Origin of the sequence: Erythrobacter sp. Alg231-14 (assembly GCF_900149685.1) — a bacterium.
Lineage (GTDB): Bacteria > Pseudomonadota > Alphaproteobacteria > Sphingomonadales > Sphingomonadaceae > Erythrobacter.
In genome coordinates this window covers 1,287,432-1,314,092 of sequence record NZ_LT702999.1, presented here as the reverse complement: position 1 = coordinate 1,314,092, position 26,661 = coordinate 1,287,432, and the positions used below count along the sequence as shown (strand labels likewise).

Annotated in this window: 30 protein-coding genes; 18 read left to right on the top strand and 12 right to left on the bottom strand. The window is 57.0% G+C overall.

What is annotated here, in order from left to right; all coding sequences use genetic code 11:
- Positions 1–31: 31 nt before the first annotated feature.
- Genes thiC through BQ8290_RS06140 form a run of 3 tightly spaced genes read left to right on the top strand, consistent with a single transcriptional unit; the run spans position 32 to position 2,898 of the window.
- Positions 32–1,930, top strand: coding sequence for a phosphomethylpyrimidine synthase ThiC (gene thiC, locus BQ8290_RS06150; protein WP_108788526.1), 1,899 nt, complete (start codon positions 32–34; stop codon positions 1,928–1,930).
- Complete coding sequence (locus BQ8290_RS06145) at positions 1,927–2,424, top strand: Rid family hydrolase (RefSeq protein ID WP_108788524.1); 498 nt, start codon at positions 1,927–1,929, stop codon at positions 2,422–2,424. Before thiC ends, BQ8290_RS06145 begins: the two co-directional genes overlap by 4 nt.
- Before the next feature lie 27 nt (positions 2,425–2,451).
- Positions 2,452–2,898, top strand: a complete 447-nt coding sequence (locus tag BQ8290_RS06140; protein WP_108788522.1) for a DUF4442 domain-containing protein — start codon at positions 2,452–2,454, stop codon at positions 2,896–2,898.
- A gap of 495 nt (positions 2,899–3,393) precedes the next feature.
- On the opposite strand, the gene BQ8290_RS06135 is transcribed toward BQ8290_RS06140, so the two are convergent.
- Both BQ8290_RS06135 and BQ8290_RS06130 read right to left on the bottom strand, forming a co-directional pair.
- Positions 3,394–3,882 carry a DUF188 domain-containing protein gene (locus tag BQ8290_RS06135; RefSeq protein ID WP_108788520.1) on the bottom strand — a complete coding sequence of 163 codons (489 nt, stop codon included), beginning with the start codon at positions 3,880–3,882 and terminating at the stop codon, positions 3,394–3,396.
- 2 nt (positions 3,883–3,884) lie between these two features.
- A complete protein-coding gene (locus BQ8290_RS06130; protein WP_108788518.1) occupies positions 3,885–4,484 on the bottom strand; it encodes a lipocalin family protein in 600 nt (199 codons plus the stop codon).
- A 332-nt stretch (positions 4,485–4,816) separates the two neighbouring features.
- Here BQ8290_RS06130 and BQ8290_RS06125 point away from each other — a divergent pair, with 332 nt between their 5' ends.
- The 4 genes from BQ8290_RS06125 to BQ8290_RS06110 all read left to right on the top strand — a co-directional run bounded on the left by BQ8290_RS06125 (position 4,817) and on the right by BQ8290_RS06110 (position 6,358).
- The gene (locus BQ8290_RS06125) at positions 4,817–5,029 is read left to right on the top strand and encodes a cold shock domain-containing protein (protein WP_108788516.1); all 213 of its coding nucleotides are present in this window, start codon (positions 4,817–4,819) and stop codon (positions 5,027–5,029) included.
- Positions 5,030–5,115: 86 nt separating this feature from the next.
- Positions 5,116–5,331 (top strand): hypothetical protein, encoded by a 216-nt coding sequence (locus tag BQ8290_RS06120; RefSeq protein WP_108788514.1) that lies wholly within the window; start codon positions 5,116–5,118, stop codon positions 5,329–5,331.
- 116 nt (positions 5,332–5,447) lie between these two features.
- Positions 5,448–5,792, top strand: coding sequence for an HPF/RaiA family ribosome-associated protein (locus tag BQ8290_RS06115; RefSeq protein WP_108788512.1), 345 nt, complete (start codon positions 5,448–5,450; stop codon positions 5,790–5,792).
- A gap of 56 nt (positions 5,793–5,848) precedes the next feature.
- Positions 5,849–6,358 (top strand): DUF6491 family protein, encoded by a 510-nt coding sequence (locus tag BQ8290_RS06110; protein WP_108788510.1) that lies wholly within the window; start codon positions 5,849–5,851, stop codon positions 6,356–6,358.
- Here BQ8290_RS06110 and BQ8290_RS06105 read toward each other — a convergent pair.
- A complete protein-coding gene (locus BQ8290_RS06105) occupies positions 6,355–7,671 on the bottom strand; it encodes an FAD-binding domain-containing protein (RefSeq protein ID WP_337661068.1) in 1,317 nt (438 codons plus the stop codon). The two genes, BQ8290_RS06110 and BQ8290_RS06105, sit on opposite strands and share 4 nt — an antisense overlap.
- A 210-nt stretch (positions 7,672–7,881) precedes the next feature.
- On the opposite strand from BQ8290_RS06105, the gene BQ8290_RS06100 reads away from it, so the two are divergent.
- The 5 genes from BQ8290_RS06100 (at position 7,882) to BQ8290_RS06080 (ending at position 11,245) form a co-directional block, all read left to right on the top strand.
- Entirely contained in the window at positions 7,882–8,448 is a 567-nt protein-coding gene (locus tag BQ8290_RS06100) for a fasciclin domain-containing protein (protein ID WP_108788508.1), read from the top strand.
- A 99-nt stretch (positions 8,449–8,547) separates the two neighbouring features.
- Complete coding sequence (locus BQ8290_RS06095; RefSeq protein ID WP_108788506.1) at positions 8,548–9,006, top strand: hypothetical protein; 459 nt, start codon at positions 8,548–8,550, stop codon at positions 9,004–9,006.
- A 124-nt stretch (positions 9,007–9,130) separates the two neighbouring features.
- Positions 9,131–9,535 carry a GFA family protein gene (locus tag BQ8290_RS06090; protein WP_108788504.1) on the top strand — a complete coding sequence of 135 codons (405 nt, stop codon included), beginning with the start codon at positions 9,131–9,133 and terminating at the stop codon, positions 9,533–9,535.
- Between the two features lie 244 nt (positions 9,536–9,779).
- Positions 9,780–10,874 (top strand): PAS domain-containing protein, encoded by a 1,095-nt coding sequence (locus BQ8290_RS06085; RefSeq protein ID WP_108788502.1) that lies wholly within the window; start codon positions 9,780–9,782, stop codon positions 10,872–10,874.
- Entirely contained in the window at positions 10,871–11,245 is a 375-nt protein-coding gene (locus tag BQ8290_RS06080) for a response regulator (protein WP_337661067.1), read from the top strand. The genes BQ8290_RS06085 and BQ8290_RS06080 overlap by 4 nt, the downstream gene beginning before the upstream one ends.
- A 10-nt stretch (positions 11,246–11,255) precedes the next feature.
- Here the strand turns inward: BQ8290_RS06080 and BQ8290_RS06075 are convergent, their stop codons facing one another.
- A complete protein-coding gene (locus tag BQ8290_RS06075) occupies positions 11,256–12,716 on the bottom strand; it encodes a S41 family peptidase (protein WP_337661066.1) in 1,461 nt (486 codons plus the stop codon).
- Between the two features lie 295 nt (positions 12,717–13,011).
- Between BQ8290_RS06075 and BQ8290_RS06070 the strand changes: the two genes are divergently transcribed.
- Together BQ8290_RS06070 and BQ8290_RS06065 are read left to right on the top strand one after the other, a co-directional pair.
- A complete protein-coding gene (locus BQ8290_RS06070; RefSeq protein ID WP_108792007.1) occupies positions 13,012–13,602 on the top strand; it encodes a YbhB/YbcL family Raf kinase inhibitor-like protein in 591 nt (196 codons plus the stop codon).
- 24 nt (positions 13,603–13,626) lie between these two features.
- Positions 13,627–13,878 (top strand): SWIB/MDM2 domain-containing protein, encoded by a 252-nt coding sequence (locus BQ8290_RS06065; protein WP_108788500.1) that lies wholly within the window; start codon positions 13,627–13,629, stop codon positions 13,876–13,878.
- Positions 13,879–13,993: 115 nt separating this feature from the next.
- Here the strand turns inward: BQ8290_RS06065 and BQ8290_RS06060 are convergent, their stop codons facing one another.
- Positions 13,994–14,398: a DoxX family protein gene (locus BQ8290_RS06060; protein WP_108788498.1), complete on the bottom strand. Its 405-nt coding sequence runs from the start codon at positions 14,396–14,398 to the stop codon at positions 13,994–13,996.
- Between the two features lie 117 nt (positions 14,399–14,515).
- Between BQ8290_RS06060 and BQ8290_RS06055 the strand changes: the two genes are divergently transcribed.
- Entirely contained in the window at positions 14,516–15,910 is a 1,395-nt protein-coding gene (locus BQ8290_RS06055; RefSeq protein WP_108792005.1) for a membrane dipeptidase, read from the top strand.
- A gap of 23 nt (positions 15,911–15,933) precedes the next feature.
- Here BQ8290_RS06055 and dapD read toward each other — a convergent pair whose 3' ends face one another.
- The 5 genes from dapD to BQ8290_RS06025 all read right to left on the bottom strand — a co-directional run bounded on the left by dapD (position 15,934) and on the right by BQ8290_RS06025 (position 22,053).
- Positions 15,934–16,770: a 2,3,4,5-tetrahydropyridine-2,6-dicarboxylate N-succinyltransferase gene (gene dapD, locus BQ8290_RS06050; protein ID WP_108788496.1), complete on the bottom strand. Its 837-nt coding sequence runs from the start codon at positions 16,768–16,770 to the stop codon at positions 15,934–15,936.
- Between the two features lie 219 nt (positions 16,771–16,989).
- On the bottom strand, positions 16,990–18,063 hold the full coding sequence (locus BQ8290_RS06040; protein WP_108788492.1) for a phosphotransferase: 1,074 nt from the start codon (positions 18,061–18,063) through the stop codon (positions 16,990–16,992).
- A complete protein-coding gene (locus tag BQ8290_RS06035; RefSeq protein ID WP_108788490.1) occupies positions 18,063–19,151 on the bottom strand; it encodes a zinc-binding dehydrogenase in 1,089 nt (362 codons plus the stop codon). Before BQ8290_RS06035 ends, BQ8290_RS06040 begins: the two co-directional genes overlap by 1 nt.
- A gap of 38 nt (positions 19,152–19,189) precedes the next feature.
- Positions 19,190–20,524 carry an acyl-CoA dehydrogenase family protein gene (locus tag BQ8290_RS06030; RefSeq protein ID WP_108788488.1) on the bottom strand — a complete coding sequence of 445 codons (1,335 nt, stop codon included), beginning with the start codon at positions 20,522–20,524 and terminating at the stop codon, positions 19,190–19,192.
- Positions 20,525–20,616: 92 nt separating this feature from the next.
- Positions 20,617–22,053: an MFS transporter gene (locus tag BQ8290_RS06025; protein ID WP_108788486.1), complete on the bottom strand. Its 1,437-nt coding sequence runs from the start codon at positions 22,051–22,053 to the stop codon at positions 20,617–20,619.
- Between the two features lie 265 nt (positions 22,054–22,318).
- Here BQ8290_RS06025 and BQ8290_RS06020 point away from each other — a divergent pair, with 265 nt between their 5' ends.
- The 3 genes from BQ8290_RS06020 (at position 22,319) to BQ8290_RS06010 (ending at position 25,553) form a co-directional block, all read left to right on the top strand.
- Complete coding sequence (locus BQ8290_RS06020) at positions 22,319–23,512, top strand: acyl-CoA dehydrogenase family protein (protein ID WP_108788484.1); 1,194 nt, start codon at positions 22,319–22,321, stop codon at positions 23,510–23,512.
- Positions 23,513–23,598: 86 nt separating this feature from the next.
- Complete coding sequence (locus BQ8290_RS06015) at positions 23,599–24,738, top strand: acyl-CoA dehydrogenase family protein (protein ID WP_108788482.1); 1,140 nt, start codon at positions 23,599–23,601, stop codon at positions 24,736–24,738.
- Between the two features lie 11 nt (positions 24,739–24,749).
- Complete coding sequence (locus BQ8290_RS06010; protein ID WP_108788480.1) at positions 24,750–25,553, top strand: SDR family oxidoreductase; 804 nt, start codon at positions 24,750–24,752, stop codon at positions 25,551–25,553.
- Between the two features lie 98 nt (positions 25,554–25,651).
- On the opposite strand, the gene BQ8290_RS06005 is transcribed toward BQ8290_RS06010, so the two are convergent.
- Entirely contained in the window at positions 25,652–25,984 is a 333-nt protein-coding gene (locus tag BQ8290_RS06005) for a hypothetical protein (protein ID WP_108788478.1), read from the bottom strand.
- Between the two features lie 3 nt (positions 25,985–25,987).
- Entirely contained in the window at positions 25,988–26,641 is a 654-nt protein-coding gene (gene gmk, locus BQ8290_RS06000; protein WP_108788476.1) for a guanylate kinase, read from the bottom strand.
- Between the last annotated feature and the right edge of the window lie 20 nt (positions 26,642–26,661).

Below are 26,661 nucleotides of genomic sequence, written 5' to 3'. Positions count from 1 at the left end.
ATCCGCGCTCCGCCATTTGGAGAGACTTCGCATGGCAGACATCAATTCACCGGTAGAAATTGGCGTAACCACGGGCCCCATTCGCGGCAGCCGCAAGGTTCATATTGGCGCCCGCACCGGCAGCGGCATCCGCGTCGCCATGCGTGAAATTGATCTCGAAGGCGGCGAAGAACCTGTGCGCGTTTATGACACGTCGGGCCCTTACACCGACACAGAGGTCGCGATCGACATCAATGCCGGTCTTGCGGAAAAACGCGCCGAATGGATCCGCGCCCGCGGCGATGTCGAAGAATACGATGCGCGCGAAGTGAAACCCGAAGACAACGGCCAATTGGGCCCCGATCGCAGCGGCGGTGTCCCGCAATTCCCGAACACGATCAAACGCCCCTTGCGCGCCAAAGCCGGCATGAACGTGTCGCAAATGCATTACGCCCGCAAAGGCATCATCACGCCTGAAATGGAATATGTCGCAGAGCGTGAAAATTTGGGCCGCGAATTGGCCAAGGATTTCGTTCGCGATGGTGAAAGCTGGGGCGCGGACATCCCCGATGTGATCACGCCGGAATTTGTGCGCGATGAGGTTGCTCGCGGGCGCGCGATCATCCCCAACAACATCAACCATCCCGAAACCGAACCGATGGCCATCGGGCGCAATTTCCTGGTCAAGATCAACGCCAATATCGGCAACAGCGCGGTCGCATCCGATGTCGCATCTGAGGTCGACAAGATGGTGTGGGCCACGCGTTGGGGCGCAGACACGATCATGGATCTGTCCACGGGCCGCAACATTCATGACACCCGCGAATGGATCATCCGCAACTCCGCCGTGCCGGTCGGCACCGTGCCGATTTACCAAGCGCTGGAAAAGGTCGGCGGCGTTGCCGAAGACCTCACCTGGGAAATCTTCCGCGACACTTTGATCGAGCAAGCCGAGCAGGGCGTCGACTATTTCACCATCCACGCCGGCGTCCGCCTCGCCTATGTTCCGATGGCGGCAAAGCGCGTCACCGGGATCGTGTCACGCGGCGGCAGCATCATGGCGAAATGGTGCCTCGCGCATCACAAGGAATCGTTCCTCTACGAACATTTCGACGACATCACCGAGATCATGAAGGCGTATGACATCGCCTACTCGCTGGGCGACGGTTTGCGCCCCGGCTCCATCGCGGACGCCAACGACGAAGCGCAATTCTCCGAACTCTACACTCTGGGCGAATTGACCCACCGCGCGTGGGAACAAGATGTTCAGGTCATGATCGAAGGGCCTGGCCACGTGCCCATGCACAAGATCAAAGAGAACATGGAAAAGCAGCTGCAGGTCTGCGGCGAGGCGCCCTTCTACACGCTTGGGCCGCTCGTCACCGATATCGCGCCGGGATACGACCACATCACATCCGGCATCGGCGCGGCGCAAATCGGTTGGTACGGCACCGCGATGCTTTGCTATGTCACGCCAAAAGAACACCTTGGCCTGCCCGACCGCGACGATGTGAAAGTCGGCGTTGTGACCTACAAATTGGCCGCCCATGCGGCTGACCTTGCAAAAGGCCATCCGGCGGCAAAGGTCCGCGATGATGCCTTGTCAAAGGCGCGGTTTGAATTCCGCTGGCGCGATCAGTTTAACCTGTCGCTCGACCCGGAAACGGCTGAGCAATATCACGACCAGACCCTGCCAGCCGAAGGCGCGAAAACGGCGCATTTCTGCTCCATGTGCGGCCCCAAATTCTGCTCGATGCAGATCAGCCAAGAGGTCCGCGATTTCGCCGCCAAGCAAAACGAAAGCCCCGAAACGTTCCTAGCCGCAGAGAAACTGGGCGCGGAAACGGCCGAGGCCAGCAAGCAAGCGGCGTTGAAAGGCATGGAAGAGATGTCCGACAAATATAAGGACATGGGGCAAAAGCTCTATTTGCCGGAGGGCGAGGCGGAATGATTAAAGGCAGGCGTTCCACGTTCGCCGGATTGTTGCTCGCGTTGGTTGCCACCCCTGCATTCGCAGATGGTCACAGCGAAACCGCGCCTGTTTCGAATGAGAAACAGACGATCATGCCGGAAGAGGAAGGTGCACGCGCGTTTATGGAGCAGTTCGGCTTTTCAGAAGCCGTTATCCATGGCGACACCGTCTATCTTTCTGGTGTGATCGCGGGTCCTGCAACGGCTGAAATGACGCAAGAAGAAGCGTTTGAGGTGACTTTTCAATATATCGCGGGTGTGTTGGAGCGCGCGGGTTCCAGTTGGGATGATGTGATCGATATCACCACATACCACGTCGATATCGACGCCTCGTTGCTCCCGCTGGCAGAGGTTAAGAACCGGTATGTCACAGCCCCCTTTCCGGCGTGGACTGCCATTGATGTAGATCGACTTTTTGCACCCGATGGCGTTGTAGAGATCAAAGTCACGGCGCGCGTCTCGCCGGCAGAATAGGCAACCGTTCCAAAACAGGGGTAGATTATGACCGCGATGCAATCGGAAGATCGCCAATACCGTGTTCCATTCGTTGAGCGGACCCAGATGCAATATCTCGCCAAAGAGCGAGGGTTCTGCAAATTGTTGATGCCCCTTGGCCCGAACGCCAATCACGTGGATGTGATGTATATGGGCGCGTACACCGTGTTGGCAGAGGCGGTCGCGGCCAATCCGGGTATTTCAATCCTCGATACAGAGAAATATTTCCCGATCGTCAAAGACATCGCGGTCGATTTTCACCGCATGGCCGCCAGCGATGTGACGGCGGAATACCGCTTAAGCGAAGAGCAAATCGCGGAAATATTGGCCGATCTGGAACGCAAAGGTAGCGCGGGATATTTGGCCGAGGTGCCGATGCTGGATGCCGATGGAAACGTCGCTGCGACGGGGAAGGTGACGATAAAGCTGCTGTCGCATAATTGGGATGGGTGAAGCATTCGCGCGATAGATGCGAGCTAGCGGGGTGCGCTGACACTTGAATCGCCTGCAGATAATGACCTGTGGAGTCTGAAATTTCTGCGAATCACTAGAGTGGTCCGGCCCCTTAGACTGCCATTGGGTTCTCTTTCCTACACCGCCAAATTCTGCCTTAAACTCGCAGATGGCTCGTCCCCAATTTACCCCTCCCAAAAACCGCGTTTTCAGTGCTTGCGAGGAGCCAAGCGTTTTCACCTCCGGACCGTGTAACATGCGGTCCATGTCTCGGCTAAGTGCTTGGAAACGCAGCAAGTGCAATGTTGGACTTCACAACCCCCGGTCAGCTCCGCTGACCGCAAGCCCGACCGGGCGCCCGCAGGCCCGCAAGGGCCGAGGATATCGCGTCGCGGATGCGACGCGCAAACAAGAGACTCCCCGAGGATATCGCGTCGCGGATGCGATGAGCAAACAAGAGACTCCCCGAGGACATCGCACCCCGGATGGGGTGCGTTACAAACGAGAAAGCCCCATCATCACCCGGTCCAGCGACTGCAGGAAGCGCGAGCGGTCGGCCTTGCTGAATGGGGGCGGTCCTCCGCCTATCCCGTCCATCCCTGCGCGCAGGTCCTCCATGATGGCGCGGGTCGCCAGCGCGCCGCCGATGCTGGCGGGGGTGTACTCATCGCCGTTGTGCTTCAGGACGCGCGCGCCCGCCTTAAGACACCTGTCCGCCAGTGGGATGTCGCCTGTGATCACCACGCAGCGCGGCGACACGCGCACCGCCTCCTCTGCAATCCAGTCATCCGCCGCATCGAAGCTGTCGTCGACCACCACGCGCTTCACACGCGGGCTATCGGGAATGCGAAAGGGGGAGTTGCTGACCACGCGCACATGCGCCTCTGGCAGGGGAGCCTTGAACCGGGCGGCAACGCGGTACACTTCGTCCTTCACCGGACAGGCATCGGCGTCGATCAGGATGGAGATGAAGGGCGAGGTCATGCTCACTCGGCGGGTGTCGCATGCTGGGTAAAGCGCACGAGGCTCCAGTCATAGCCAAGCTCGCGAACGCGGGCCTCCAACATGGCGCGTTTGGCGGCGTCGGGCCGTGCCTCGCGGGTCAGTATCCAGAGGTAGCGCCCGCTGGGTTCGCCGACGATCGACCACGGATAGGCGCCGTCCGATCCCACCTCTCCGCGGTCCAGCACCCAGTAATCGCCGTAAAACGGGCCAAAGAAACTGACCTTAAGCTGGGCTCCGCCAGTGCCATCGACGATCTTGGCTCTGCCGGTGGATTGCTCAAATGGGCCATCAAGGCCGCCTTTGTAACAGGAATTGACCACGCGAATGCGCGCATCGCCCGACGTCTCTCTCAACGAATATTCGGCTGTGACGCCTTCGCATCCGGTTTGAAAGGGGGCTTCGTACCGGGCGTATTCGAACCATGTCCCCAGATACGCGTCGATCGCGACCGGTTTGGCCGGGGTGGGCACGGCGATGTTGCCGACGGGGCCGGGCGATCCGACACAGGCTGAAACAGCGATGCAGGCAAGGCCCAAAAGGAGCGGACGAAATGGGCGGGAAGCCAATTGAAATGCGGTCATGCCGCAATCAATAGCGCGCCCAATGCCGCTATGAACAGAGCAATTCGGTCGGTGGCAAAGTATTGGCGATGTCCAGATCATTGGAGGGCCGCGAACAAAAATTAGCATTTTGCGCAATCCTGTGTTATAGCCCCAGTGCTGACGTCGGAATTTGCGACGGACTTCGAGATTTGACGACCGCCGCTTGCCCCTAAGCTTTCGCTTACCGGCCCCGGCGTAAACCAGACGACGACTTCCTTTTCCCTGAACGATCAAGCCTACCTTGTGGCCATCCGGCCACCGGGCACACCCTGCGTTTTCGATTGCAGGACCGTTCTTGAAAGGAACATCTCATGGCCAAAACTGGCACAGTCAAATTCTTCAACACCGACAAGGGCTATGGCTTCATTCAGCCTGACGACGGCTCAAACGACAGCTTCGTTCATATCAGCGCCGTTCAAGCCGCTGGCATGCACTCGCTCGATAAAGAACAGCGCGTGAATTACGACGTCGAAGTCGGCCGCAATGGCAAAGAAAGCGCGACCAACTTGTCGGCCGCTGACTAATAAGCAGGTTGGGGCGTCGCGGGTTCGATCCGCGCCGCCCCCATCGCTTCTCCGCCCTTTCCGTTTCCTCCAACAGGAGCCCTTTTATGGCCCAGACATACGACTTCTACAGCGAGCGCGCCGATGCGGCCGCAGCCGCTGCCGAAAAAGCAACGCTGGCGAATGTCCGCGAACGCGAATTGCGCTCCGAAAAAACGTGGCGTGCGCTTGCCGATCAGGCGCAAAAGGTAGCCGAAGACCGCGCCAAAGCAGATGCCGAACGTGAGGCGCGCCGCGCCGCAGAGGCCGTCAACGCGCAATAGACCGGTGTCGACGCTGCATTGCCGTTGATGCGCATCTAACCACCGATAATCATTGCGATCCTTTGTCGCGCTCCCCACATAGTGTGTGGGGGCAACAGCGAAGAGGAGACGCAAATATGCAATTTCAATTCAACTCCGACAGTTCCGTTATGGGCACTGAAAATGTTGCCGAACGCATCGAGGCTATGGTGCGCGAAAAGCTGGCTCGGTTCGAAGATCGATTGACCCGGCTTGAAGTGCACGTTTCGGATGAAAACGGCAGCAAACACGGCGCCGATGACAAAACCTGCATGATCGAAGCGCGTCCACGAGGGGCGAAACCGATCGGCGTGACCGACCATGCATCCAAAGTGGATGACGCCGCTCGCAAAGCGGCCAACACCATGGCGCAGCGGTTGGAACGCGTGTTTGGCAAAGAAGAAAAGCACAAACACGAACCGCGTCCCGATAAGGTGATGTGATAGCCGCATTGGCGGTGGACATCTCCGGTTAATGGGAGCGGAGCGAGATTGGGGTCATGTTCACACCTGACCCCACATTCTCGCACCCTTTTGCCGCTTTGTTCAAAGGGGCATCCTCAGCAACGCTGATGCTTGGCATGGCGTTTGGCTTTTCCGCATGTGCGGTGGCTGAGGCACAAACCGGTCAGCCCATCGAAGCATCAGACGCATCGCAAGAGCAAACGCAAAGCACCCCCACGCGGCAATGCTTTTTCGCAAGGCAAGTGAACGGATTTCGCAATGTCGAAGATGCGGAGGGGCGACGGATTGACACGCGCGTCCTAATCGATGTGGGCGCCTCTGACACATATGAATTTGAACTGCTGCGGCGGTGCCCAGCCTTGCGCTTTGCCCGCAGCATCGCACTGCAAAGAACGGGCCCCGGCCGCATCTGTGATGGCTTGGATGTTGACCTCATCGTCAATGACACGTTGAGCCCGGAAAAATGCCGGGTCACGATGGTTCGCAAATTGGACTTGGACGATCCATCCTCGCGGGCCGGGGCGAGACGGAGCGCAGGGGACTAGGCCGCGAATTGGCCACCGTGCACGCCAATATCGGTCAGAACGTTTCCGATCTTTTTCTTCACCCCAAAGAACCCTGCTTTCGCAAGGGGCCAAGTCGCGCGATCAATTTCTGACAGCAATGTGATCAGATCTCCCTTGGCCGCAAATGGGGTTATGTCCGGCCATAAAGCATCTCGTGTCCAACCCACTGGGATATAAGGCAGCGCCACGCGATTGATGCCATGTTGGCGGACAATATCGGTCAAGCTTTCTCCACTCTGCCACATGCGGTGGGCGCAACCGTATTCAGCCGCCGCATCGGCCGCACCATTGTTCACCGAACCGTTGGCAAAGGTCCGAACCGCTGCCCCAATACCGTGCCGCGCTTTGGCGCGTGCATCGGGGCGCGCGGCTCCGACGATCAAAGCGGGCGGGCGGGACAGATTGAGCGGTGAATGGCTAGCCGCCTCATCATGCAAGATGAGAGCGTAAGGTTCATCGAGCGCCATCGTCGACGCCTCTCCTAATGCCGGCGCAGGCATGTCGATCTCGGCGCGCGCATGCTCATCTGCTTCTTCCAATGCGGGCGCTTCGGAAACCAAGCCGTCCGCGCGCAGCGGGCCTCTCGGTTGGTTCGCCGTGAAACGAGCGATGTTATCCGCGCGCGCCAGATATGTTTTGCCCTTTGTGTGCAAACCCCCGACCCATCGCCAAGACAGCGTGTTTGACGCTGCATCGCCATCGATCAAATGTTGTAAAAAGAAATCGGCCCCCAGTTGCCAATCCAAACGCAGAGTGAAAATCCAAATGCTGGCGAACCACATCCGGGCATGGTTGTGCAGATAACCGGTCGAAACCAATTCCCGCGCCCAATGATCGAACGCCTGGATCCCGGTCCGCCCATTTATCGCTCTGGTATAGGATGCGGCCATGTCTGCATTGTCATCCAATGCGGCGATCGCGGCGTCACGCCCGGTGATGTAGGCCGGCCAAACAGTCGGGCGCTGTTCAAAGTACCCTTTGAAATAGACCCTCCAAAACACCTCCGCGATGAATTTGTCCGCCGTTTCAAGCGAGTGTTCGGCCAGGACCGCTTCGATCACTTCGGTTTCGCTGATCAAGCCTGCGTGCAGCCATGGGGACAATTGCGATACGTTGCTACGCGCGCCCGATTGGGGCACGCCATCGTCGAAATTTCGGGTGTTCGCATAGGCATCGCCCGCTGATGGGATGAATTGGGTAAGTCGTTTCAGGCCAGCGGCGCGCGTGGGTTCAAATTCCATATCTGTGCAACCGCACAATGCGCCAGCGGTTCCAATTCGGTCGGCTGGCATGCGGGGGATTTCGAAACACGCATCCCGTTTGAACGATGGCGTGGTTCATTTATTGTCGTACGGCCCTATGCCGTGGGCACCCTATCGATTAATTGGAACATCCAATCTCTCTTGCCGTTCGTATATGGAGAAGGGCGCCACCCTCGATACCGCGCCTTGAAGGGTTTGAACGCCCTTCGCTCAACGCAATACAATCTAAGGAACGATCCCATGAACACCCTCAAACTCACGCTCGCATCGGCACTGGCATTGGCCATGGTCGCCTGCTCCCCCGAAAGCGATGCTGGCGATTCCATGATGGCTGATGGCAGCGCGCTTGCCGAAGCCGAAGCACCCGGCACGATCGTTGAAGTGGCATCCGGCGATGTAAGCTTTTCAACATTGGTTGCGGCTGTAACGGCGGCGGGTCTTGGCGAAACATTGTCGGGCGAAGGTCCGTTCACCGTGTTCGCGCCCACCAACGATGCGTTTGGCAAAATCGACGAAGCGGTTTTGACCGAATTGACAACCAACGACACCGAAACGCTCGGTACTATTTTGACATACCACGTTGTCGAAGGTGCAGTTGATGCAGAAACGCTGACGGGCGCCATCGCCGAAGCCGGCGATGCGGGTTACACGGTGACCACCGTTGGCGGCGGCACATTGACCGCCACCATCGTTGAAGGTGCGGTGATCTTGACCGACGCAAACGGTGGAACATCCACTGTGATCGCAACCGATGTGGCGGCGTCGAACGGTCTGGTCCATGCGATCGACACCGTCTTGATGCCATAACCGTTACGGACGACGAATACCCTAAGCAAAGGCGGGCCCTTAACCGGGTCCGCCTTTTGCATTTGCAGCGCCGATGGGTGCGGTGGTATCCGCAATTTCATGACAGCAACCAACCCTTTCTGCGCCGCCAACGTCCTGCCCCTTTTCGCGATCCTCTCCTTTGCTGGATGCGCGCAAGAAACAGGGGAGATCAGCCGCGATAGTGAACCGTTCGATGCCGTGGCCTCGCAAGCGACCATCTATACAGTCGGCACTGAGCCTTTTTGGGGGATCGAAATCACGCCCGAAGGGAATGATTTGTTTGCTATCTACACATCGCCCGAAAATCTCGATGGATCGCGGTTTCCTGTAACTCGCTTTGCCGGGAATAACGGCCTAGGCTTCAGCGGCTCAATGGACGGCGAAACGATTTCTGTCGCTTTGACACCGGGCGATTGCAGCGACGGTATGAGCGATCGGGATTATCCCTTTACCGCGACAGTCGCCGTCAGCGCTGCGACTTTATATGGGTGTGGATACACCAGCGATGATCCCTTTACCGGGGAAGAGAACCCGTAAAGCGGCACCGTGGGAAAAGCGGCGACCCCTATGATGGATCGCGCATCTAACCTAGGATGGCATCGCGATAATCGCGCCGCGTCAATCGCGAGACAGATCAAATCGTTTTGGGGAGAGATCAAAGATGACGATGACCGGGGGATGCCTGTGCGGGCAAATTCGATACACATTGAATGCAGAGCCGCAGATCTGCGTCACTTGCCATTGTAAGAATTGTCAAAGACAGGCGGGGACGGCTCTGTCGATTATCGTCAGCGTGCCCGAAGATGCGTTGGATATCACCGGAGAGGTCAAAACATACGAAGACACAGGCGACAGCGGTGCGATCGTGCGACGCCAGTTTTGCGGGAATTGTGGATCCCCCGTCTTCACCCGGCTGGAGACACCCGGAATGATGTTCATCAAAGCCGGAACGTTTGACGACACATCTCAATTGAAGCCGGCCTTCCATTGCTACACGAAAAGTAAACAGGATTGGGTGCCGCTGGGCGAAATTCCGACATTTGAAACCGTGCCACCTGGCATGTGAAGCGGCGGCGTCACGGAGATGAAATGACGATATTGCGCTATTATTGCGCGCGGCGGTGGAAATTCTTGGGACCGATAAAAGCGTGATAATCAAACGGGTTGGTTCGTCATGCGTCACACAGAATGGATGGGTGCGGGTGTTTGTTGGAACACACCGTGGTCTTCGCCGTTTATTCGGCAATATCCAAATCAAACCGCAAGCTTTGGCGCCCCCCCAATTATGCCGCTGAAGATGCTGTGGGAAAGTGAACGACGTGAACACCGACGATGAAAGAGATCGCCCGCGCTCCAATCAAGCCGCGATGCGGTTTGATGATGCGCCTGAGCGGTTTCGTGCTGGCAATGAAAGCGACCGGTTTTCCGGCGCGTCCGGCGTTCTGTTTGAACAGGCGATGGCCCAAACGCGCATGGCAATCACTTTGGTTGATCCGCATGCCCCCGATAACCCCATTGTCTTTGCGAACCGCGCATTCCGGCGGCTGACCGGATATTCCGAAGGCGAAGTGGTCGGGCGCAATTGCCGCTTTCTTCAGGGGCCCAAAACCGATCCCGAACCTGTCGCACGCATCCGCAAAGCGATCGCGAACGAAGACGTGGTGGTTGTTGAACTGCTCAATTATCGCAAGAACGGCACGACTTTTTGGAACGCGCTGCATCTTGGCCCAATTTACAGCGACACGGGCGAATTGGTCTATTTCTTTGGCAGTCAATGGGATGTGTCCGACGTGCGCGCCGCGCGGGCGGAGGAGCAACACGCTAAGGATATGGCGCGCGAACTTTCACATCGGATGAAGAATATGTTCGCGGTGATTTCGGGCATCGTGAACGTCACGGGTCGATCGCGCGGCATCCAAGACGAAGCCGCCGAGATCAACTCACGCATTCAGGCGCTCGGCCGTGCCTATGAAACCACATTGGACGACGCGTCCAGCGGCAGCATCGACATTGGCGAAGCCATCCGCGCCGTCTTATCGCCGTATGATCGCGATGCGACGCGATTGACGATGGCGGGCGCCGGGATCCGCATGCCTTTCACGATCATCTCCGTCGTTGGACTTGTCCTGCACGAATTGTCCGCCAACGCGACCAAACACGGCGCGTGGAGCGTCGATACGGGCGCAGTCACCGTGGATTGGGGGGTCAATGATGATGACACTGCTTTGATCCTACAATGGGATGAAACAGGCGGACCGAAAGTCGATCCCGAAGCGATCGAATTGGGCACAGGGACCGCCATTGTTGAGCGCCTGCTTAAGACGTCGCGCGGTTCGATTGCGCGCGAATGGACCGAAAACGGTCTAAGCGCGACGATTACCGTTCCCGTAAGGAGGAAGGATTGAGCGCCCCCCATTCCATCCTGCTTTTGGAAGACGAGCCGTTGATCCTGATGGATCTGGAATTTGCGGCCAATGATCGCGGATGCGCTGTGTACGCCGTGACAAATTGCGAAGAGGCATTTGCGGTCATTGATGGCGATACGGCGATTGATACGGCGGTGTTGGACGTGACGTTGGCCGATGGCCAAACATGCGTGTCTGTTGCGGGCGCTTTAAAGGAGCGGGGCATTCCGTTTCTGTTGCATTCTGGCGATCTCAATCGACGCGAAGAGCATGTGCGCGTTTTGGATGCGCCTTTGATCGCAAAACCGGCGTCATCCGATACGGTGATCGCCGCCGCGATTGCTTTGCGCGATGCGCAAAACGACCATTAGAACACGCGCCCTAAAACAGACCTGGTATCTCGAATTGCGCGGCGCTCGGTTGTTCGGGGCGCATCGCTTGAAGTTCACGCTCGCGCTGGGCCAACGTGTCGTCGGTTTTGCCGCTGATAGCGGTGCAACTGCGCCCGGCAAGGAAATCGAGCGCGGTCGAAACCGAGGCTTCATCCGCATCGCCCAACGCGTTTGAGATGTCATCGGTCGCCCGGCATGTGTTGGGAACGGTGCCCGCCAATCCGGTGAAATAGTCGCCTTGTTCATCGGCGTTGACCGTTTGGAATGTCACAGCGCGAATGCGCAAATCACACGCATCGAAATCAAAGCCAAATTGACCCACGGGTTTGCCCGAAGTGTTCGCCCCGACCAACGCCACGCTGTCGGCATTAAGATATGGAAGCATTGAATTGATGACCAACTCGCTCGCCGATGCGCTGTTGCCGGTTGTGATAAAAGCTATCTTTGTCGCTTGAAGCGCGTTGGCTTCGTTTTCGAAAAATTCGTTGGAGTTTTCGGATGATTTAGAATCGCGCAGGATCGTCCTGCTCCACAATTGGCCGACGCGCCCCTGTCCCAACAAGTCGCCAAAGACTTCCGACACGCTGACCAATCCACCGCCGTTGTAACGGAAATCGATGATCAGTTCGGTCACACCGTTGGCGTTGAACAATTGGAATGCATCGCGCAATTGATCCGCCGCATCGGAAATGATGAAGGTGCGCAAATTAAGGTAACCGACGTTTTTCCCACCATCATCGATGATCAGGGCGCCATAGCGGTCGGAAATTGGGTCAAGCGAGAAATCAGTCTTCGTGACATTGGCTTCGATGATTGTGCCGTCCACTTGGGCAAACCGGATCACCCGGGCCACGCCTGCATTGGATGGGCCAAGCGCGTCGATCACGGCCTGTGGGCCGCCCGTGGCCATCAATGAAGCGATGGATTGTAGATTGCCCGCATCTGTGCCGATGGCCAGCAATTCGGTCCCTCGATCCATACCCGCCGCAAATCCGGGCGCGCTTTCAAACGTTTCCAACAAGAACACGCGATCATTGGCGGTGTCGTAAGACAATCGGATGCCGAACCCGGCGCTCGACCCGGAACTGATCAGCGCGTTTTCTTCGGCGATGGATGTCGCGAATGTGAATCCCTTATCGCGCGATTGCGCGCGTGCGGGCGCCACGCGCGCGTTTAGAAAGTCTTGGACTGTGGTGAAGTTGTTGGCGTTGACGGTGTTGTCCAACAAATTGGGGAACAGGTACCATTCGTCCAACACATCGTCTGCAAAAGCGATTTGATTCGAGATTGCGCATTGCGCCGTTGATTGCGAACCACCGCCGCCCGTTGCCGTGTTGGAAGAACCCCCTCCGCCGCCGCATGCCGCCAAAGACAATGCAAGCGTTGCACTCAATACGGTGCGGCCGATCCGGCCCATCCGAATGTCGATAGCGGGCTGTTCAATTTTCATAAGAGGGATGCGACTCCGAGCAATAGCGACCACCAATTGCCCGGCAATCCGGGCTCTGTTGGGGGGATGATGGCCAGAACATGCATTGCGATGCGATGAACGGCAACCATTTCGCCGCAATTTCGCCCGTGCTTTGACGAGTTTTTACGCCTTTCTCGCCGGTGAGCGGGGGCGGGATCGCTGTAATTGCACCTATTTTTTTGGGTTTTCCTCAGAAACCGGGGCAAATCGCGTCGCCATCCCTCGTTTTGCCCCGGTGATCACCCTACTTAAGCAGGGATGGAACAACAGAATCATGACTGATTTCCCAGAATGGCTCTCTAAGAAAGTGCCCGCTGTGGCGCGTCACCCTGGTCTTGCGATTGCAAGCCTTGGCGATGCGAAGACGTTCGGTCGCGGCTCATTCGCTTTGACCAGTCCGGCGTTCGATGCCGGGGATGAGCTCGACCCCTGCTTCACTGCAAAAGAAGAAGACGCCGTCGCTCCACCATTGGAATGGAGCGCGCCGCCCCCGGGATCACAAGAATTGATTGTGATCGTCGAAGACGCAACCGACGCTGGTAAAGATCCAGCGATCCATTGGTTGGTTTGGGGGCTTTCGGGACAACGCGGCAAATTGCTCGAAGGGGAACTGCCCCCACGCGCCGGCAAGAACGGTGCGGGCAATTCGGAATGGCTTTTGCCGGACCCGCCTGTGGGTGAAACACGCCATTACGTCTTTCAAATATTCGCGACCGATTTGCCTCTGACATTGATGCCAGGGGCAAGCCGCGATGAACTGATCGCTTCGATCAAAGGGTTCGTTACAGGTTGTGACGTGCTTTACGCCCCGTTCACCGGCATTGAGGCCGATGACGGGACATTCGACGAAGATGATTTCGACTAACCCGCCATTTAAGGGAGAAGAATTATGGCCGGAAAAACCAATGCTCTGCAGAAACCAGTGCAATTGTCAGGTGATTTGGAAGCAGTGATCGGCAAAGGCCCGATGACTCGCGCTCAAGTGACTTCGAAAGTTTGGGAATACATCAAGGCACACAGCCTTCAGGACGCCAACGACAAGCGTCAGATCAACCCAGACGGCAAGCTTAGCGCTGTGATCGGCAAAGACCAGATCTCAATGTTCAAGATGACGGCTGCTGTTTCTAAGCACCTCACCTAAATCTTTCATCTGCCCCCACGGGTGGATTTAAAGAATTATAGGCCGGTGGAGCATCGCATTGCGCGCTGCCCATCGGCCTTTTTCTTGCGAACAATGATCGCTGCGTCGGCGCGGATTATGCCCGTCGCCCGATGCGCACATCACCGGCCCATAAAGCCCACCATATGATGAACGGTTGGGCGATCATGCGCGGGATGTGATAGGCAAGGCCCAGTCCCCCATCCTCGCGCGCTAAATCCATCATCAAATGGTTGATATTGGCCGGCCACACACACAGCGCATAAAGCGCAAGCCCAATGCCGCCCGCCTGTCTGAGCCGCAGGTTGAACGGTTGCACCAAGGCAATCGCGCCGACAATTTCCGCAATCCCGGTCCAAAAGACGATCGCCTCGGCATAGGGGATCGCATCCGGCATGATGGTCAGAAAGGGAGCAGGTGCGACGATGTGCATGTATCCAGCAAAGGCGTAGAAAACCGCCAACACCCATCGAAGCCCTGTTTTCAATCGCTGCTTGATCATGAGAGTGCTCCTGTAAATCGGCGCGGTATCGCCCGTTTCAATTATCTGATGCGCGCGCTATCTGTGATGTTCACATCCGCCCAATTCTTGCGCGCACTATCGGGAGTATTCGCCAACATGCAACTCGCCATTGGACCACTCGAAGGAAATTCCGGCCGTCATTTTGACCCAGTTCGTTTCGCGGCATCAACGTGTGCTGCGATTGCGTTGTGCGCCGCTTTTGCGGCTCCCTTGGCCGCTCAAACTGCCGAGAATCCTGCAGAGGGCAGCGTGGTCGAAGAGGCGGTTGTCGAGGCCGTAATAGAGGTCGATCCTGCGCTTCAAGCGGCAGAAGCGGCGTTGCAAATCGCGCCTGTTTTCGATGGCCACAACGATGTGCCGATCCAATTGCGCGCGCGATTTGGCAATCAAATCAACGATTTCGACTTCGCCGATACAAGCGGGACCGGCGACACCCACCCGCAAGGGCGCGCCATGCACACCGATATTGAACGATTGGCCACCGGCCAAGTCGGTGCACAATATTGGTCGGTTTATGTCCCTGTCAGCCTGTCTGAACCCGAAGCGGTGCAGATGACGATGGAGCAGATCGACGTGATGAAACGCCTGATCGACCGTTATCCTGAAGCGCTGCGCTACGCCGAAACCGCCGATGATGTCGAAGCCGCGATCGCCGACGGTCGTGTCGCGTCTATGTTGGGCATGGAAGGCGGCCATTCGATCGGATCAAGTCTAGGCGTTCTGCGTCAGATGTACGCCTTGGGCGCGCGGTACATGACCATCACCCACAGCCGGAACACGCCATGGGCCGACAGCGCAACAGATGCCCCCGAACATGGCGGGTTGAGCGCATTTGGCAAGGATGTGATCCGCGAAATGAACCGGATCGGGATGTTGGTTGATCTAAGCCATGTGAGTGAGGATGCGATGCACGATGCGTTGGATGCGGCGCGTGCACCTGTGATTTTTAGCCATTCGGGCGTCCGCGCCATCAACGGCCACGCGCGCAATGTGCCCGACAGCGTGCTGACCCGTTTGCCGGACAATGGCGGCATCGTCATGGTCGTGGCATTGCCCGGATTTCTTAATGAAGAGCGCAGGGATTGGTTCGCTGAACGCGAAGCGGAACAAGCGCGGCAGCAATCGCTGTTTCAAGGACAGCCCGATGTGATTGCATCCGCGATGGATGATTGGGATGCCGCCAATCCCGAACCCGCCACAATGATCAGCCATATGGCTGATCACATCGATCATATCCGTGCGATGATCGGGGTGGAATATATCGGCATTGGTGCCGATTTTGATGGGATGCCGACGGGACCCGTCGGTTTTGAGGATGTCGGCGGATACCCGCAATTGTTCGCCGAATTGTCGCGCCGCGGATATTCCCAAGTCGAAATGGAATTGATCGCAAGCCGCAACGCCATCCGCGTCTTACGCGAAGCGGAACGCTATGCAGCGCAGGTCAGTGATCAGCCACCAATTGAAACGGCATCGCCGACGCAGGATTAAACCCGCGTCGGCCAAACCGATGATCAATCGCGCAACAATTCGTTGATGCCGGTTTTTGAGCGCGTTTGCGCGTCCACGGTTTTAACGATCACGGCGCAATAAAGCGATGGGCCTGGTGTGCCGTCGGGCAGAGGTTTACCCGGCAGGCTGCCAGGAACAACCACCGCATAGGGAGGCACTTCGCCCATGTGAATTTCGCCGGTAGCCCGGTCGATGATTTTGGTCGAGGCACCCAGATAAACGCCCATGGACAAGACTGCGCCTTCGCCGACGCGGACGCCTTCTGCGACTTCGCTGCGCGCGCCGATAAAGGCTCCGTCACCGATGATCACCGGCTCTGCCTGAAGCGGTTCAAGTACGCCGCCGATCCCGGCGCCGCCGGAAATGTGCACATTCGCACCAATTTGCGCGCATGATCCCACGGTAGCCCAAGTGTCCACCATCGTCCCTTCGCCAACATAGGCGCCGATATTGACGAAACTGGGCATCACCACCGCGCCTTTGCCGATGAAGCTGCCCCGGCGCACAACCGCGCCCGGAACAATGCGGAACCCTGCATCGCGAAAGCGGTTTTCGCCCCATCCGGCAAACTTGATCGGAACTTTGTCATAGGCCGCATCGCCGCCGGCCGCGTCTTCCATGACGCGGTTGTCGTTTAAGCGGAACGACAACAGAACCGCCTTTTTCAACCATTGATTGACGACCCATCCGCCATTGCCATCGGGGGAAGCAACGCGCGCCTCGCCATTGTCCAACATCGCCAACGCTTCGCTAACCGCATGGCGCACATCGCTGCCGGGTGTGATTTCTGCGCGATTTTCCCAAGCCGTTCCGATCTGGGTGATTAGGGTGTCGGTCATACATTCTCCGGATGAATTTGGGGCGCGCGCGTTGATGATGCGTGCGCGGGTCGTTGCGTGTGCTGCTAGCGAGCCGAACCGGGCCCGGCAAGACCCGGCACCGTCGGGCATCGGCACCGCGCGCGGTTCTCCGCCCACAAAAGGAGGCCGAACCCGCCACGCGGGCGATGATAGCGATGCAGGCCAGCGCCCAAACGCCGATCGCGCATCATTCGTTGCTTAGGCGGGCATCCCGGCGGCTAGCGCGAATTCATACGCTCTTGCCACCAATGGTGATACGCGATCGCTCATCGCTTTGGCATGGGCGGATGATGCGGTTCCATCGATGACGCGTTTCTTGATCCCTTGCATAATCCCGGCGAGCCGGAACAAATTGTAGGCAAAATACCAATCCATGGGCGGAACAGGGTATCCGGTGCGCGCGACATAGCGTTCGACCGCCTCTTCGACCGTGGGAATGCCCAAGGTTTCCAGATCAAGACCCATTAAACCGGCGCGACCATCATCCGAAGGTTGGAACCAATTGAGCATCAAATAGCTGAAATCGGCAATAGGATCGCCCAGCGTCGACAATTCCCAATCCAACACCGCGATCACGCGGGCCTCATCATGGGCGAAAATCACATTATCGAGCCGGTAATCGCCGTGGACCACCGATGATCCATGCTGTGAAGGGATGGTTTGCGGCAACCATTCAATCAACCGCTCCATTTGCGGCATGTGCTCGGTTTCGGACAGCTTGTATTGTTTCGTCCAACGCGAAATTTGGCGCGCGCAATAATCGGTCGGCTTGCCATAATCGCCCAGACCAATGTCGTCCGGCACGTTAAGGTGCATATCCGCCATTGTATCGATCAAAGCGTTGTAAAGCGCGCGGCGTTCATCGACTGAACAGCCGGGAAGGGCACCGTTCCACAATGAACGGCCATCCGCCATGCTCATCACAAAGAACTTGGACCCCAAAACCTCCGGATCTTCGCAAAGCCCGTATGTCTTGGGCACCGGAAATCCGGTTGGGTGCAGGCCGGTCATGGCCTTGTATTCGCGATCCACCGCATGCGCCGATGGCAGCAATTTGCCAAATGGTTGGCGGCGCAGAACATAATTCGCGCCGGGTGTTTCGATTTTGTAGGTCGGATTGGATTGGCCGCCCTTGAATTTGGTGTAGCTGATCGGGCCTTCATAGCCTTCCACATTGGCTTCGAACCATGCAGTCAACTTTTCAAGGTCAAGTTTATCAGCTTCCGGCACCTCAATTGTGCCGACCATTTCCTTGTCAAAATCAATGCTCATCAGTCGAACATAACCACGCTGCGCGCGTGGCTCCCTTCACGCATTTTATCAAAGCCCGCATTCACATCATCAAGGCTGATCCGTTCAGCGATAATGGTGTCGAGGTCGAGCAAGCCGCGCATGTAGAAATCCACCAGTCGCGGTAGGTCAACGGGGAAGTGGTTCATCCCCATGATCGCGCCCATCAATTTCTTTCCGCCCAAAAGGTCCATCGCACCAAGGCCGACTTTGCAATCCAAAGGCATCATGCCCAAGATCACTGCTGTGCCCCCGCGCCGCAACGCGGCAACGGCGAGATCGGCCGATGCCTGACGCCCGACGGCCTCAATTCCCCAATCGACGCCGCCGCCAGAGATTTCCATGATCTGTTTGACCACGTCATCGGCCAAAGCATCGACCGTATGGGTCGCGCCCAATGTTTCGGCCAATGCGCGTTTTTCCGGCAAAGGATCGGCGGCAATCACCTTTCCTGCGCCCGCAATTTTGGCTGCGTTGATGGTCGCGAGACCAACACCGCCGCACCCGACGACCAAGACGGTTTCGCCCGGTGTCACATTGCACGCGTTAAAGATCGTTCCGGCGCCGGTTGTCACCGCGCAACCGATCACAGCGGCGCGGTCAAGCGGCATGTCTTTATCAATCGAAACGCACGCATTTTCGTGGATCAACATCTGTTCAGACAAAGCGGAAAGGTTGAGCATTTGCGCCACCGGCGCACCATCACTGCGCGTGATGCGCGGCGCGTCCCCTTTGCCGCGGCGGGTCGCCCCGCCAAGGCAAAGAGCCATCCGGCCTGTTACGCAAAATTCGCAAGTGCCGCAAAACGCGCTGAGGCAGGAGACGACGTGATCGCCGGGCTTTACCGTGGTCACTTCGCTGCCAACGGCCCGCACAATGCCGGCCGCCTCATGCCCGGGAATTGCGGGCAATGCATGCGGGTAGTGACCATCGATAAAGTGCAAATCGGAATGGCAAAGGCCGCAAGCCTTCGTGTCGATCAATACTTCGTGTGGCATGGGATCGGCGACTTCGATGTCGCCGATCGTCAAACCTTGACCTGGTGTTTCCAGAATTGCTGCTTTTGCCATATTGTCCTCTCGCTTTAGTTCAGAAAATGGGGCCCGAATTAACGGGTTGCACCCATGTCGCCTGAGCTGAAGCCGCCTGCATCATTGGCGGCGTTGCCACCTTTGCGCAGAGCGTTTGCCGTTGGGCCTTCTTCTGGAACATGCTTGCCAAATTCCATCCGAGCGATTGAGCGCGCGTGCACTTCGTCCGGACCATCTGCCAAACGCAATGTGCGTTGATGCGCATAGGCATTGGCCAAACCGTAATCGTTCGACACGCCGCCGCCGCCATGGGCTTGGATCGCGTCGTCGATGATTTTCAGAGCCATGTTCGGCGCCTGAACTTTGATCATCGCGATTTCTTGCTTGGCCGATTTGTTGCCGACTTTGTCCATCATGTCGGCCGCTTTCAGGCAGAGCAGACGTGTCATGTCGATATCAATGCGGGCCCGCGCAACGCGCTCTTCCCAAACCGAATGCTTGTAGATCGGTTTGCCAAAAGCTTCGCGTTCTTGAAGGCGTTTGCACATTTTTGCCAACGCCTCTTCGGCGACGCCGATGGTGCGCATGCAGTGGTGAATGCGGCCAGGGCCGAGGCGCCCTTGGGCGATCTCAAACCCGCGACCTTCACCAAGAAGCATGTTGGTCACAGGGACGCGAACGTCCTTCATTTCCACTTCCATGTGGCCGTGCGGCGCATCGTCATATCCAAACACCGGCAGGTGGCGAATGATGTTCACGCCCGGCGCATCGTTTGGCATCAACAACATAGATTGTTGCGCATGGCGACCGGCGGAAAAGTCGGTTTTGCCCATAACGATGGACACTTTACAACGCGGATCACCCAGACCCGATGACCACCATTTGCGGCCATTGATCACATATTCATCGCCATCGCGTTCCATCCGCGTTTCGATGTTGGTGGCATCAGACGAAGCGGTGAACGGCTCTGTCATAAGGAACGCCGAACGGATTTCGCCGTTCATGATCGGGCGAAGCCACTGTTCCTTTTGTTCGATTGTGCCGTAGCGGTGGAACACTTCCATGTTGCCGGTGTCCGGCGCGGAACAGTTGAACACTTCCGATGCCCAACCGATGCGGCCCATTTCTTCGGCGCACAAAGCGTATTCGAGGTTGGTCAGGCCAGGGCCTTCAAATTCAAACGTTTCTTCGACGTGATGGTGGCCGTCATTGCGGGGCGGCATGAAGAGGTTCCAGATGCCGGCTTCTTTGGCCAACTTCTTTTTGTCTTCGATGATCTGGATGACTTTCCAGCGATCGCCGGCGGCGTCTTGTTCTTTGTAGACGTCCATATTGGGGCGAACATGCGTTTCGATAAAGTCGCGCACGCGGTCGCGCCAATAGGCCTGACGTTCTGTCGGTTGGAAATCCATAGGGGTGTTCCTCTCTAGTCCTTAATTGAAATCGAATCTGTTGAAAGCGACCGTGGCAGAGCCATACCGCCGCGCCAAGCTCTCATTTTGTTTCAGTCTATTTGTTCGCTGAGCGCAGCGATGCGGGCTTCGTGGTCTTCGCGGCTGATCGGGAAACGGCCCAACCAGAACGCGGCAATCATCATCAACACAACGGTCGTTGCGACATACAAGATGATCAATGAGTCGATCACAGCGGGCGCCGCATTGTCCGGTGTGACATCGGATGTCAGCGCGGAAAATGCGAGGAATTGGCCGCTCAAGAAGATGCCAAAACCGGTTGCGCATTTTTGCACCAACCAATTGCCAGAATAGAATGCGCCCTCTGCGCGCATCCCGGTCCGCTCCAAATATGCCTCAACGATTTCAGCGATCATCGAAGACGCCGACACCATCACCACCACACCCAATGCGTTGCCGACGGTGAGGAAGGTAAACACCAAGATAAGCGAGGAGAGCGATCCCAATTCTGGCCAAAGCCCCAGCAACAACGCGCCATAAGGGATCAAGGTCAATACCGTGCTGCCGATTGCGCCGATCGCGGCGCTTTTTGGCTTGCCGAATTTTTCGTGCATCGGGCCAACAATGTTGAACATCAACAACACCGACAGAAACAGGATAAGCGGATAAATGCTAAGGCCCGTCACGCTTTCGGGAAGGCCGGGTAGACTGGTCGCATCCAAGCGCCAAACGTATACGTTGAGGTAATTGGACAGCGAGAAGTTCAACCCTTGGCTGATATATGCGGCCAAGCCGCCGGCTGCGAAAAACAGGAATGCCCGCTCGCTGAATGCTTCGAAGATTTCGGCGAAGCATGCCTTCAATGAAAACGGCGTCGGTTTGTGCGCAGGCAAATGCGCGACCAATTTGTGTTGTCCCAGCGCGGATCCCATGACCGAAATCACCATAAGGACTGACCCGACAATCCCGAACGTGACGTAACCGTCTTGTTCCAACAAACCGCCATCGCCCGAGAATAAAAAGCCGTAGGCGATAATCATCATCAAAATGCCGCCCAACCAACCGGACAGATACCGGAACCGAAACAAAGTGGTGCGTTCGACATAATCCGATGTGATTTCCGGCAGCAGCGATATCGATGGGACTTCGCATGCCGACAACAACAACCGCACCGCTATGCAGATGCCCAGCAGACCCATAAAGGTGGGGGCTTCACCGCCGGGAGGTGACCACAACAACACCCATGCAAAAGCCAGCGGAATGGGCGCTGCGTAAAGCCATGGCAGGCGCCGTCCCCAGCGCGAATATGTACGATCAGACAAATTGCCGATGATCGGATCAACCACCGCATCCACCAACAACGCCAACAACAAGGCCACGCTGACGAGGCCGGCATCCATGCCCAGAACTTGGCTGTAGAAAAACAACAGGAAGAACGAAAAACCGGTGTCTTTCACACCGAATGCAACCGCACCAAATCCATGGATCAATTTGAGCCGGAGGGGCAGCTTGCCTTGGATCAAACTCATGGTGTCGCACGCTGACTAAGGCGGGGTAACGCCTCAAACTGAGCGATTGTACCGGCGAATCTGATCATGCTGGTTCTCCCAAACCTATGCCCTTAATCTTGCGCGCGAACGTATACGCGAACCGCGCGCCGTCAACGCAAACCGTCAAACCAATTGTATTGACGCTACGGCATGCTTGTCGGCGCGAGATGTGCTTGCGGCGGCCATGCAAATTACGATAACGTAAGCGTCAATATGGGATAATAAATTGAGAGGTACCGGCACTATGTCCGATCTGGAAAACTTCCGCAGCGAAACCCGAAGCTGGCTCGAAGCGAACTGCCCCGCAGAGATGCGTGAGCCTGTTCGTGACGACGAAGACGTTTATTGGGGCGGACGCAACGCGACGTTTAAAAACGACGCGCAAAAGGCATGGTTCGAAGTCTGCCGCGACAAAGGATACACTGTTCCTGCTTGGCCAAAGGCGTATGGTGGCGCCGGCTTGAGCGCACCCGAAGCGAAGGTCCTACGTCAGGAAATGGCCGCAATCGGTGCCCGCCCGCCATTGTCGAGCTTTGGCATCTGGATGCTTGGCCCTGCGTTGCTGCAATTCGGCACAGAAGGTCAAAAACAGCGTTTTCTCAATGAGATCGCGCGCGGCGAAATTCGCTGGTGCCAGGGATACTCAGAGCCCGGCAGCGGGTCTGACCTCGTCTCGATGCAGACTTTTGGTGAGGACAAAGGCGACCATTGGACAGTCAACGGTCAGAAGATCTGGACGTCTTACGCCGATGAAGCCGATTGGATTTTCTGCCTCGTGCGCACGGATAAAGACAACAAGTATAAGGGCATCACCTTTATGCTGTTCGACATGCATGGCGGCGGTGTCACGACCAAACCGATCTTGTTGATCAGCGGCAACAGCCCGTTCTGTGAGACATTCTTTGACGATGTGACCGTGCCAAAATCCTACGGTGATGATTGCCCCGGCTTTGTGGGCGAAGTGGGCCGCGGATGGGATGTTGCGAAATATCTACTCGGCCACGAACGCGAAATGATTTCCGGTCTGGGTGGGGGCGAACGCACCGCCGCGATCGGCACTGCGATGAAGCGCCACTCGGCCAAAACGGGTGATGATCTTGATCCCGCATTGCGCGCCGAATTGGCGATGTTTGATGTCGATGCGCTTGCCTTCACCGCGATGGGCGAGAAATTCATGGACGAAATGAAGTCCGGCAAAGGTCACCCGGCGCAACCGAACATGATGAAGTATGTCGGTACAGAGCTGAACAAGCGCCGCCACGAATTGATGATGTCGGTAGGCGGTTCGCGCAGCCTGGAATGGGACAGCGAAGACACCGGCGGTGGTAAGCCATCGCGCGGCTGGTTGCGGACCAAGGCAAATTCAATTGAAGGCGGCACATCGGAAGTCATGTTGAACGTGATTTCCAAACGCATTCTTGAACTGCCGGGCGGCTAATCGCACCGATCGCATTGCACGGACCGCGCGCGAAACAACGCGCGCGGTTCGAACGACACATTTCCTAAGAGAGGACGGGACAATTCATGCCCCTATATCATGACGAAGATCAGGCGATGCTCGCCGACACCGCAAGCGGTTTTATGGCCGACGAAGGCAACATTGCGAAACAACTGCGCCATTGGCGTGACCGCGATTGCCCGGATGGATTTGGCCATGCTTTGTGGAAACAAATGGCCGAAATGGGCTTTACCGGCATGTTGCTGGACGAAGACGACGGCGGATTGGGTATGGGCCATGTCGAAGCGGGCATCGTGCTCGAAGAAATCGGCCGCAATCTTACGCCTTCGCCATTTCTGACCTCGTCCGTTTTGGCCGCGACCGCACTCAAACACGGATCGGCTGACCTTAAAGGCCGCTATCTGCCCGGCCTTGTTGCGGGTGACAGCGTGTTTGCCGTGGCGGTTGATGAAACGGCGAAGCATCGGCCGGGTCGGATCGCCACTAAGGCGGAAAAATCGGGCAATGGGTTTAAACTCACTGGTTCGAAGAGCTTCGTGATCCAAGGCGCTAGCGCGGATATGTTGGTGGTCGCCGCCCGCACCAGCGGTTCTGATGAAGACGATGACGGCATCACATTGTTCGCGGTCCCTAAAGACGCCGCCAATATGAGCCACGATTCAGTGCGCTTGGTTGACAGTTCCATGGCGACCCACACCAAATTTGACGGCGTGGAAATCGATGGCGATGCGGTGATTGGCGAACTGGATGGCGGACGCGCAGTGCTCAACGCAATGTTGACCGCTGGCCGCATTGGCGCCGCAGCCGAGGGTGTTGGCGTTGCGCGCGGGGCGATGGATATGACCATCGATTACCTGAAACAACGCAAACAATTTGGCCAATTGATCGGTGAGTTTCAGGCTCTGCAACATCGGGCAAGCCACCTGTATTCAGAAGTCGAAGTGGCCCGTGCGGTCGTGATTAAGGCTCAACAATTGCTCGACGCGGGCAGTGAACAGGCCGAATTGATGAGCAGCGTGGCCAAAGCCAAAGTTGCCAAAACCGCCGGCTTGTCTGTCAAAGAAGGCGTGCAAATGCACGGCGGCATCGGGATGACCGACGAATACGACATCGGCCTTTATATGAAACGCGATCGAGCGCTTCAGGAATTCTTGGGCGATGCCTATTTCCACGCCAACCGCGTCGCTGAACTCAGCGGCTATTAAGGACACGACACATGGATATCACTTCACTCTTTAGCCTCGAAGGGCGCGTCGCGCTTGTCACTGGCGGGTCGCGCGGCATTGGCAAAATGTTCGTTGAAGGATTGCTCGCCGCGGGTTGCGCGCGCGTGTATATTTCGGCGCGCAAAGTTGAACAAATGCAGGAAACGATCGCCGAATTTGGCGAAGACAAAGTCTTTGGCATCCCGGCCGACTTGTCGCAAATGGATGGCATGGTCGCATTGGCCGAAGAAATGGCGAAGCGCGAAGAGAAGCTCGACATTTTGATCAACAATGCTGGCGCGGCGTGGGGTCAACCTTACCTCGAATTCAACGAGGCGGGTTGGCATCGGACGATGGACTTGAACGTCAAAACACCGTTCTTCCTGACACAGAAACTGCATGATTTGTTGGTCGCGGGTGGCGCGGGCGATCACCCGGCAAAGGTGATCCATGTGTCTTCGATTGATGGCCAACGCATCAACCCATGGGAAACCTACGCCTATCAAGCATCCAAAGCGGGCGTCATTCAATTGACCCGCCGGATGGCCGCGCGTTTGATTCAAGACAACATCATCGTGACTTCAATCGCGCCGGGTGCTTTCCCAAGTGAGATGAACAAAGCAGCGAAATCCGCGCCCGACGCAAGCGCCGCAATGATCCCGTCGAAACGGATCGGAACCGCCGAAGATATGGCGGCGGCGGCGATTTATCTGTGCAGCCGTGCCGGAGATTACGTGGTTGGTGAAACACTAACCGTGGATGGCGGCGTGGTGAACGCATCTCTGCCCAGCGTCTTCAACGATCCAGCTGGCTAAGCGGGTTCGCAACGGAAACTAAAAAGGCCCGCCGGAGCGATCCGGCGGGCCTTTTTATTCAACGGTCTGTTTTGGTGAGCCGGGCATTGTCGCAGGCGCTAAAGGTTGGGCGCGTCATCTTCCAATGCGTCTGTATTGACGCCATTGGCCGCCTGGCCATCGCGTTTGTCGCTTTCCAGTGTCCGCCAGCTCCAAAACGCTATTGCGAATGTCGCGCCCGTGGCCATCGATGCAAACTGGCCAAGTGCATCACCGGGTATAGGACCGCCAGCCTTGAACACTATGAAGCCGATCGATCCCAGCAAGGACAACGCCCCAGCGAATATTGCGCGGTTTGGCCGAGTTTTTAGGGAATAATACGCGCCAGCGAAGAACACCGTCCCCATAAGGGCGCCACCAATTAATGTCCCGATGATCAGTTCATGCGGCAAAGATCAGTTGCCCATCAATTCTCGCACAAATGGGATCAACCCGGTTTGTCGTGTGCGGCGCATGCGTTCCGCGTCCAACACTTCGCGAACACGATCAAAACATTCGTTTACGTCGTCATTGATCACGACATAATCGTATTCGGCCCAGTGGCTGATTTCCGCGCGGGCGCGTTCCATCCGGCCATCGATCACGTCGTCGCTGTCCTGCGCGCGCGATTCCAATCGGTGGCGCAACTCATCCAGGCTGGGGGGAAGGATGAAGACGCTGACGACGTCTTGTTGGTCTTTTTGGTAGAGTTGCTGGGTCCCCTGCCAATCAATGTCGAACAAGAAATCCTGCCCGTCTTTGAGGCCGGTCCGGATCAACCCTTTTGGCGTACCGTATCGGTAATCGAATACATGCGCCCATTCGTAAAAGTCATCTTCTTCGACCATGGCGTCGAATTTTTCATCAGATACAAAATGGTAATGGACACCATCCACCTCTCCCGGACGCGGCGGGCGTGTGGTGACAGACACAGAAAGCTTTATGTCGTCATCCTGTTTCAAGAGCATCCGCGATAAAGTCGTCTTGCCCGCGCCCGAAGGGGACGAGAGAATAAACAGCAAGCCGCGCCGATGCAGCTGATCCGATGGAATTGATGTTGGTTCGCCCATAGGCCCCGATGCCGCAAAAT

Coding starts and splice junctions, on each gene's coding strand:
- BQ8290_RS06130 (WP_108788518.1), bottom strand. CDS start 4,484: ATGACCGCATTTCAATTGGCTTCCCGCCCATTTCGTCCGCTCCTTTTG.
- gmk (WP_108788476.1), bottom strand. CDS start 26,641: ATGGGCGAACCAACATCAATTCCATCGGATCAGCTGCATCGGCGCGGC.
- BQ8290_RS06140 (WP_108788522.1), top strand. CDS start 2,452: ATGACCGCGATGCAATCGGAAGATCGCCAATACCGTGTTCCATTCGTT.
- BQ8290_RS06010 (WP_108788480.1), top strand. CDS start 24,750: ATGGATATCACTTCACTCTTTAGCCTCGAAGGGCGCGTCGCGCTTGTC.
- BQ8290_RS06095 (WP_108788506.1), top strand. CDS start 8,548: ATGACAGCAACCAACCCTTTCTGCGCCGCCAACGTCCTGCCCCTTTTC.
- BQ8290_RS06070 (WP_108792007.1), top strand. CDS start 13,012: ATGACTGATTTCCCAGAATGGCTCTCTAAGAAAGTGCCCGCTGTGGCG.
- BQ8290_RS06015 (WP_108788482.1), top strand. CDS start 23,599: ATGCCCCTATATCATGACGAAGATCAGGCGATGCTCGCCGACACCGCA.
- BQ8290_RS06025 (WP_108788486.1), bottom strand. CDS start 22,053: ATGAGTTTGATCCAAGGCAAGCTGCCCCTCCGGCTCAAATTGATCCAT.
- BQ8290_RS06110 (WP_108788510.1), top strand. CDS start 5,849: ATGTTCACACCTGACCCCACATTCTCGCACCCTTTTGCCGCTTTGTTC.
- BQ8290_RS06135 (WP_108788520.1), bottom strand. CDS start 3,882: ATGACCTCGCCCTTCATCTCCATCCTGATCGACGCCGATGCCTGTCCG.
- BQ8290_RS06125 (WP_108788516.1), top strand. CDS start 4,817: ATGGCCAAAACTGGCACAGTCAAATTCTTCAACACCGACAAGGGCTAT.
- BQ8290_RS06075 (WP_337661066.1), bottom strand. CDS start 12,716: ATGAAAATTGAACAGCCCGCTATCGACATTCGGATGGGCCGGATCGGC.
- BQ8290_RS06060 (WP_108788498.1), bottom strand. CDS start 14,398: ATGATCAAGCAGCGATTGAAAACAGGGCTTCGATGGGTGTTGGCGGTT.
- BQ8290_RS06120 (WP_108788514.1), top strand. CDS start 5,116: ATGGCCCAGACATACGACTTCTACAGCGAGCGCGCCGATGCGGCCGCA.
- BQ8290_RS06145 (WP_108788524.1), top strand. CDS start 1,927: ATGATTAAAGGCAGGCGTTCCACGTTCGCCGGATTGTTGCTCGCGTTG.
- dapD (WP_108788496.1), bottom strand. CDS start 16,770: ATGACCGACACCCTAATCACCCAGATCGGAACGGCTTGGGAAAATCGC.
- BQ8290_RS06115 (WP_108788512.1), top strand. CDS start 5,448: ATGCAATTTCAATTCAACTCCGACAGTTCCGTTATGGGCACTGAAAAT.
- BQ8290_RS06030 (WP_108788488.1), bottom strand. CDS start 20,524: ATGGATTTCCAACCGACAGAACGTCAGGCCTATTGGCGCGACCGCGTG.
- BQ8290_RS06040 (WP_108788492.1), bottom strand. CDS start 18,063: ATGAGCATTGATTTTGACAAGGAAATGGTCGGCACAATTGAGGTGCCG.
- BQ8290_RS06020 (WP_108788484.1), top strand. CDS start 22,319: ATGTCCGATCTGGAAAACTTCCGCAGCGAAACCCGAAGCTGGCTCGAA.
- BQ8290_RS06055 (WP_108792005.1), top strand. CDS start 14,516: ATGCAACTCGCCATTGGACCACTCGAAGGAAATTCCGGCCGTCATTTT.
- BQ8290_RS06100 (WP_108788508.1), top strand. CDS start 7,882: ATGAACACCCTCAAACTCACGCTCGCATCGGCACTGGCATTGGCCATG.
- BQ8290_RS06065 (WP_108788500.1), top strand. CDS start 13,627: ATGGCCGGAAAAACCAATGCTCTGCAGAAACCAGTGCAATTGTCAGGT.
- BQ8290_RS06105 (WP_337661068.1), bottom strand. CDS start 7,671: ATGCCAGCCGACCGAATTGGAACCGCTGGCGCATTGTGCGGTTGCACA.
- BQ8290_RS06090 (WP_108788504.1), top strand. CDS start 9,131: ATGACGATGACCGGGGGATGCCTGTGCGGGCAAATTCGATACACATTG.
- BQ8290_RS06035 (WP_108788490.1), bottom strand. CDS start 19,151: ATGGCAAAAGCAGCAATTCTGGAAACACCAGGTCAAGGTTTGACGATC.
- thiC (WP_108788526.1), top strand. CDS start 32: ATGGCAGACATCAATTCACCGGTAGAAATTGGCGTAACCACGGGCCCC.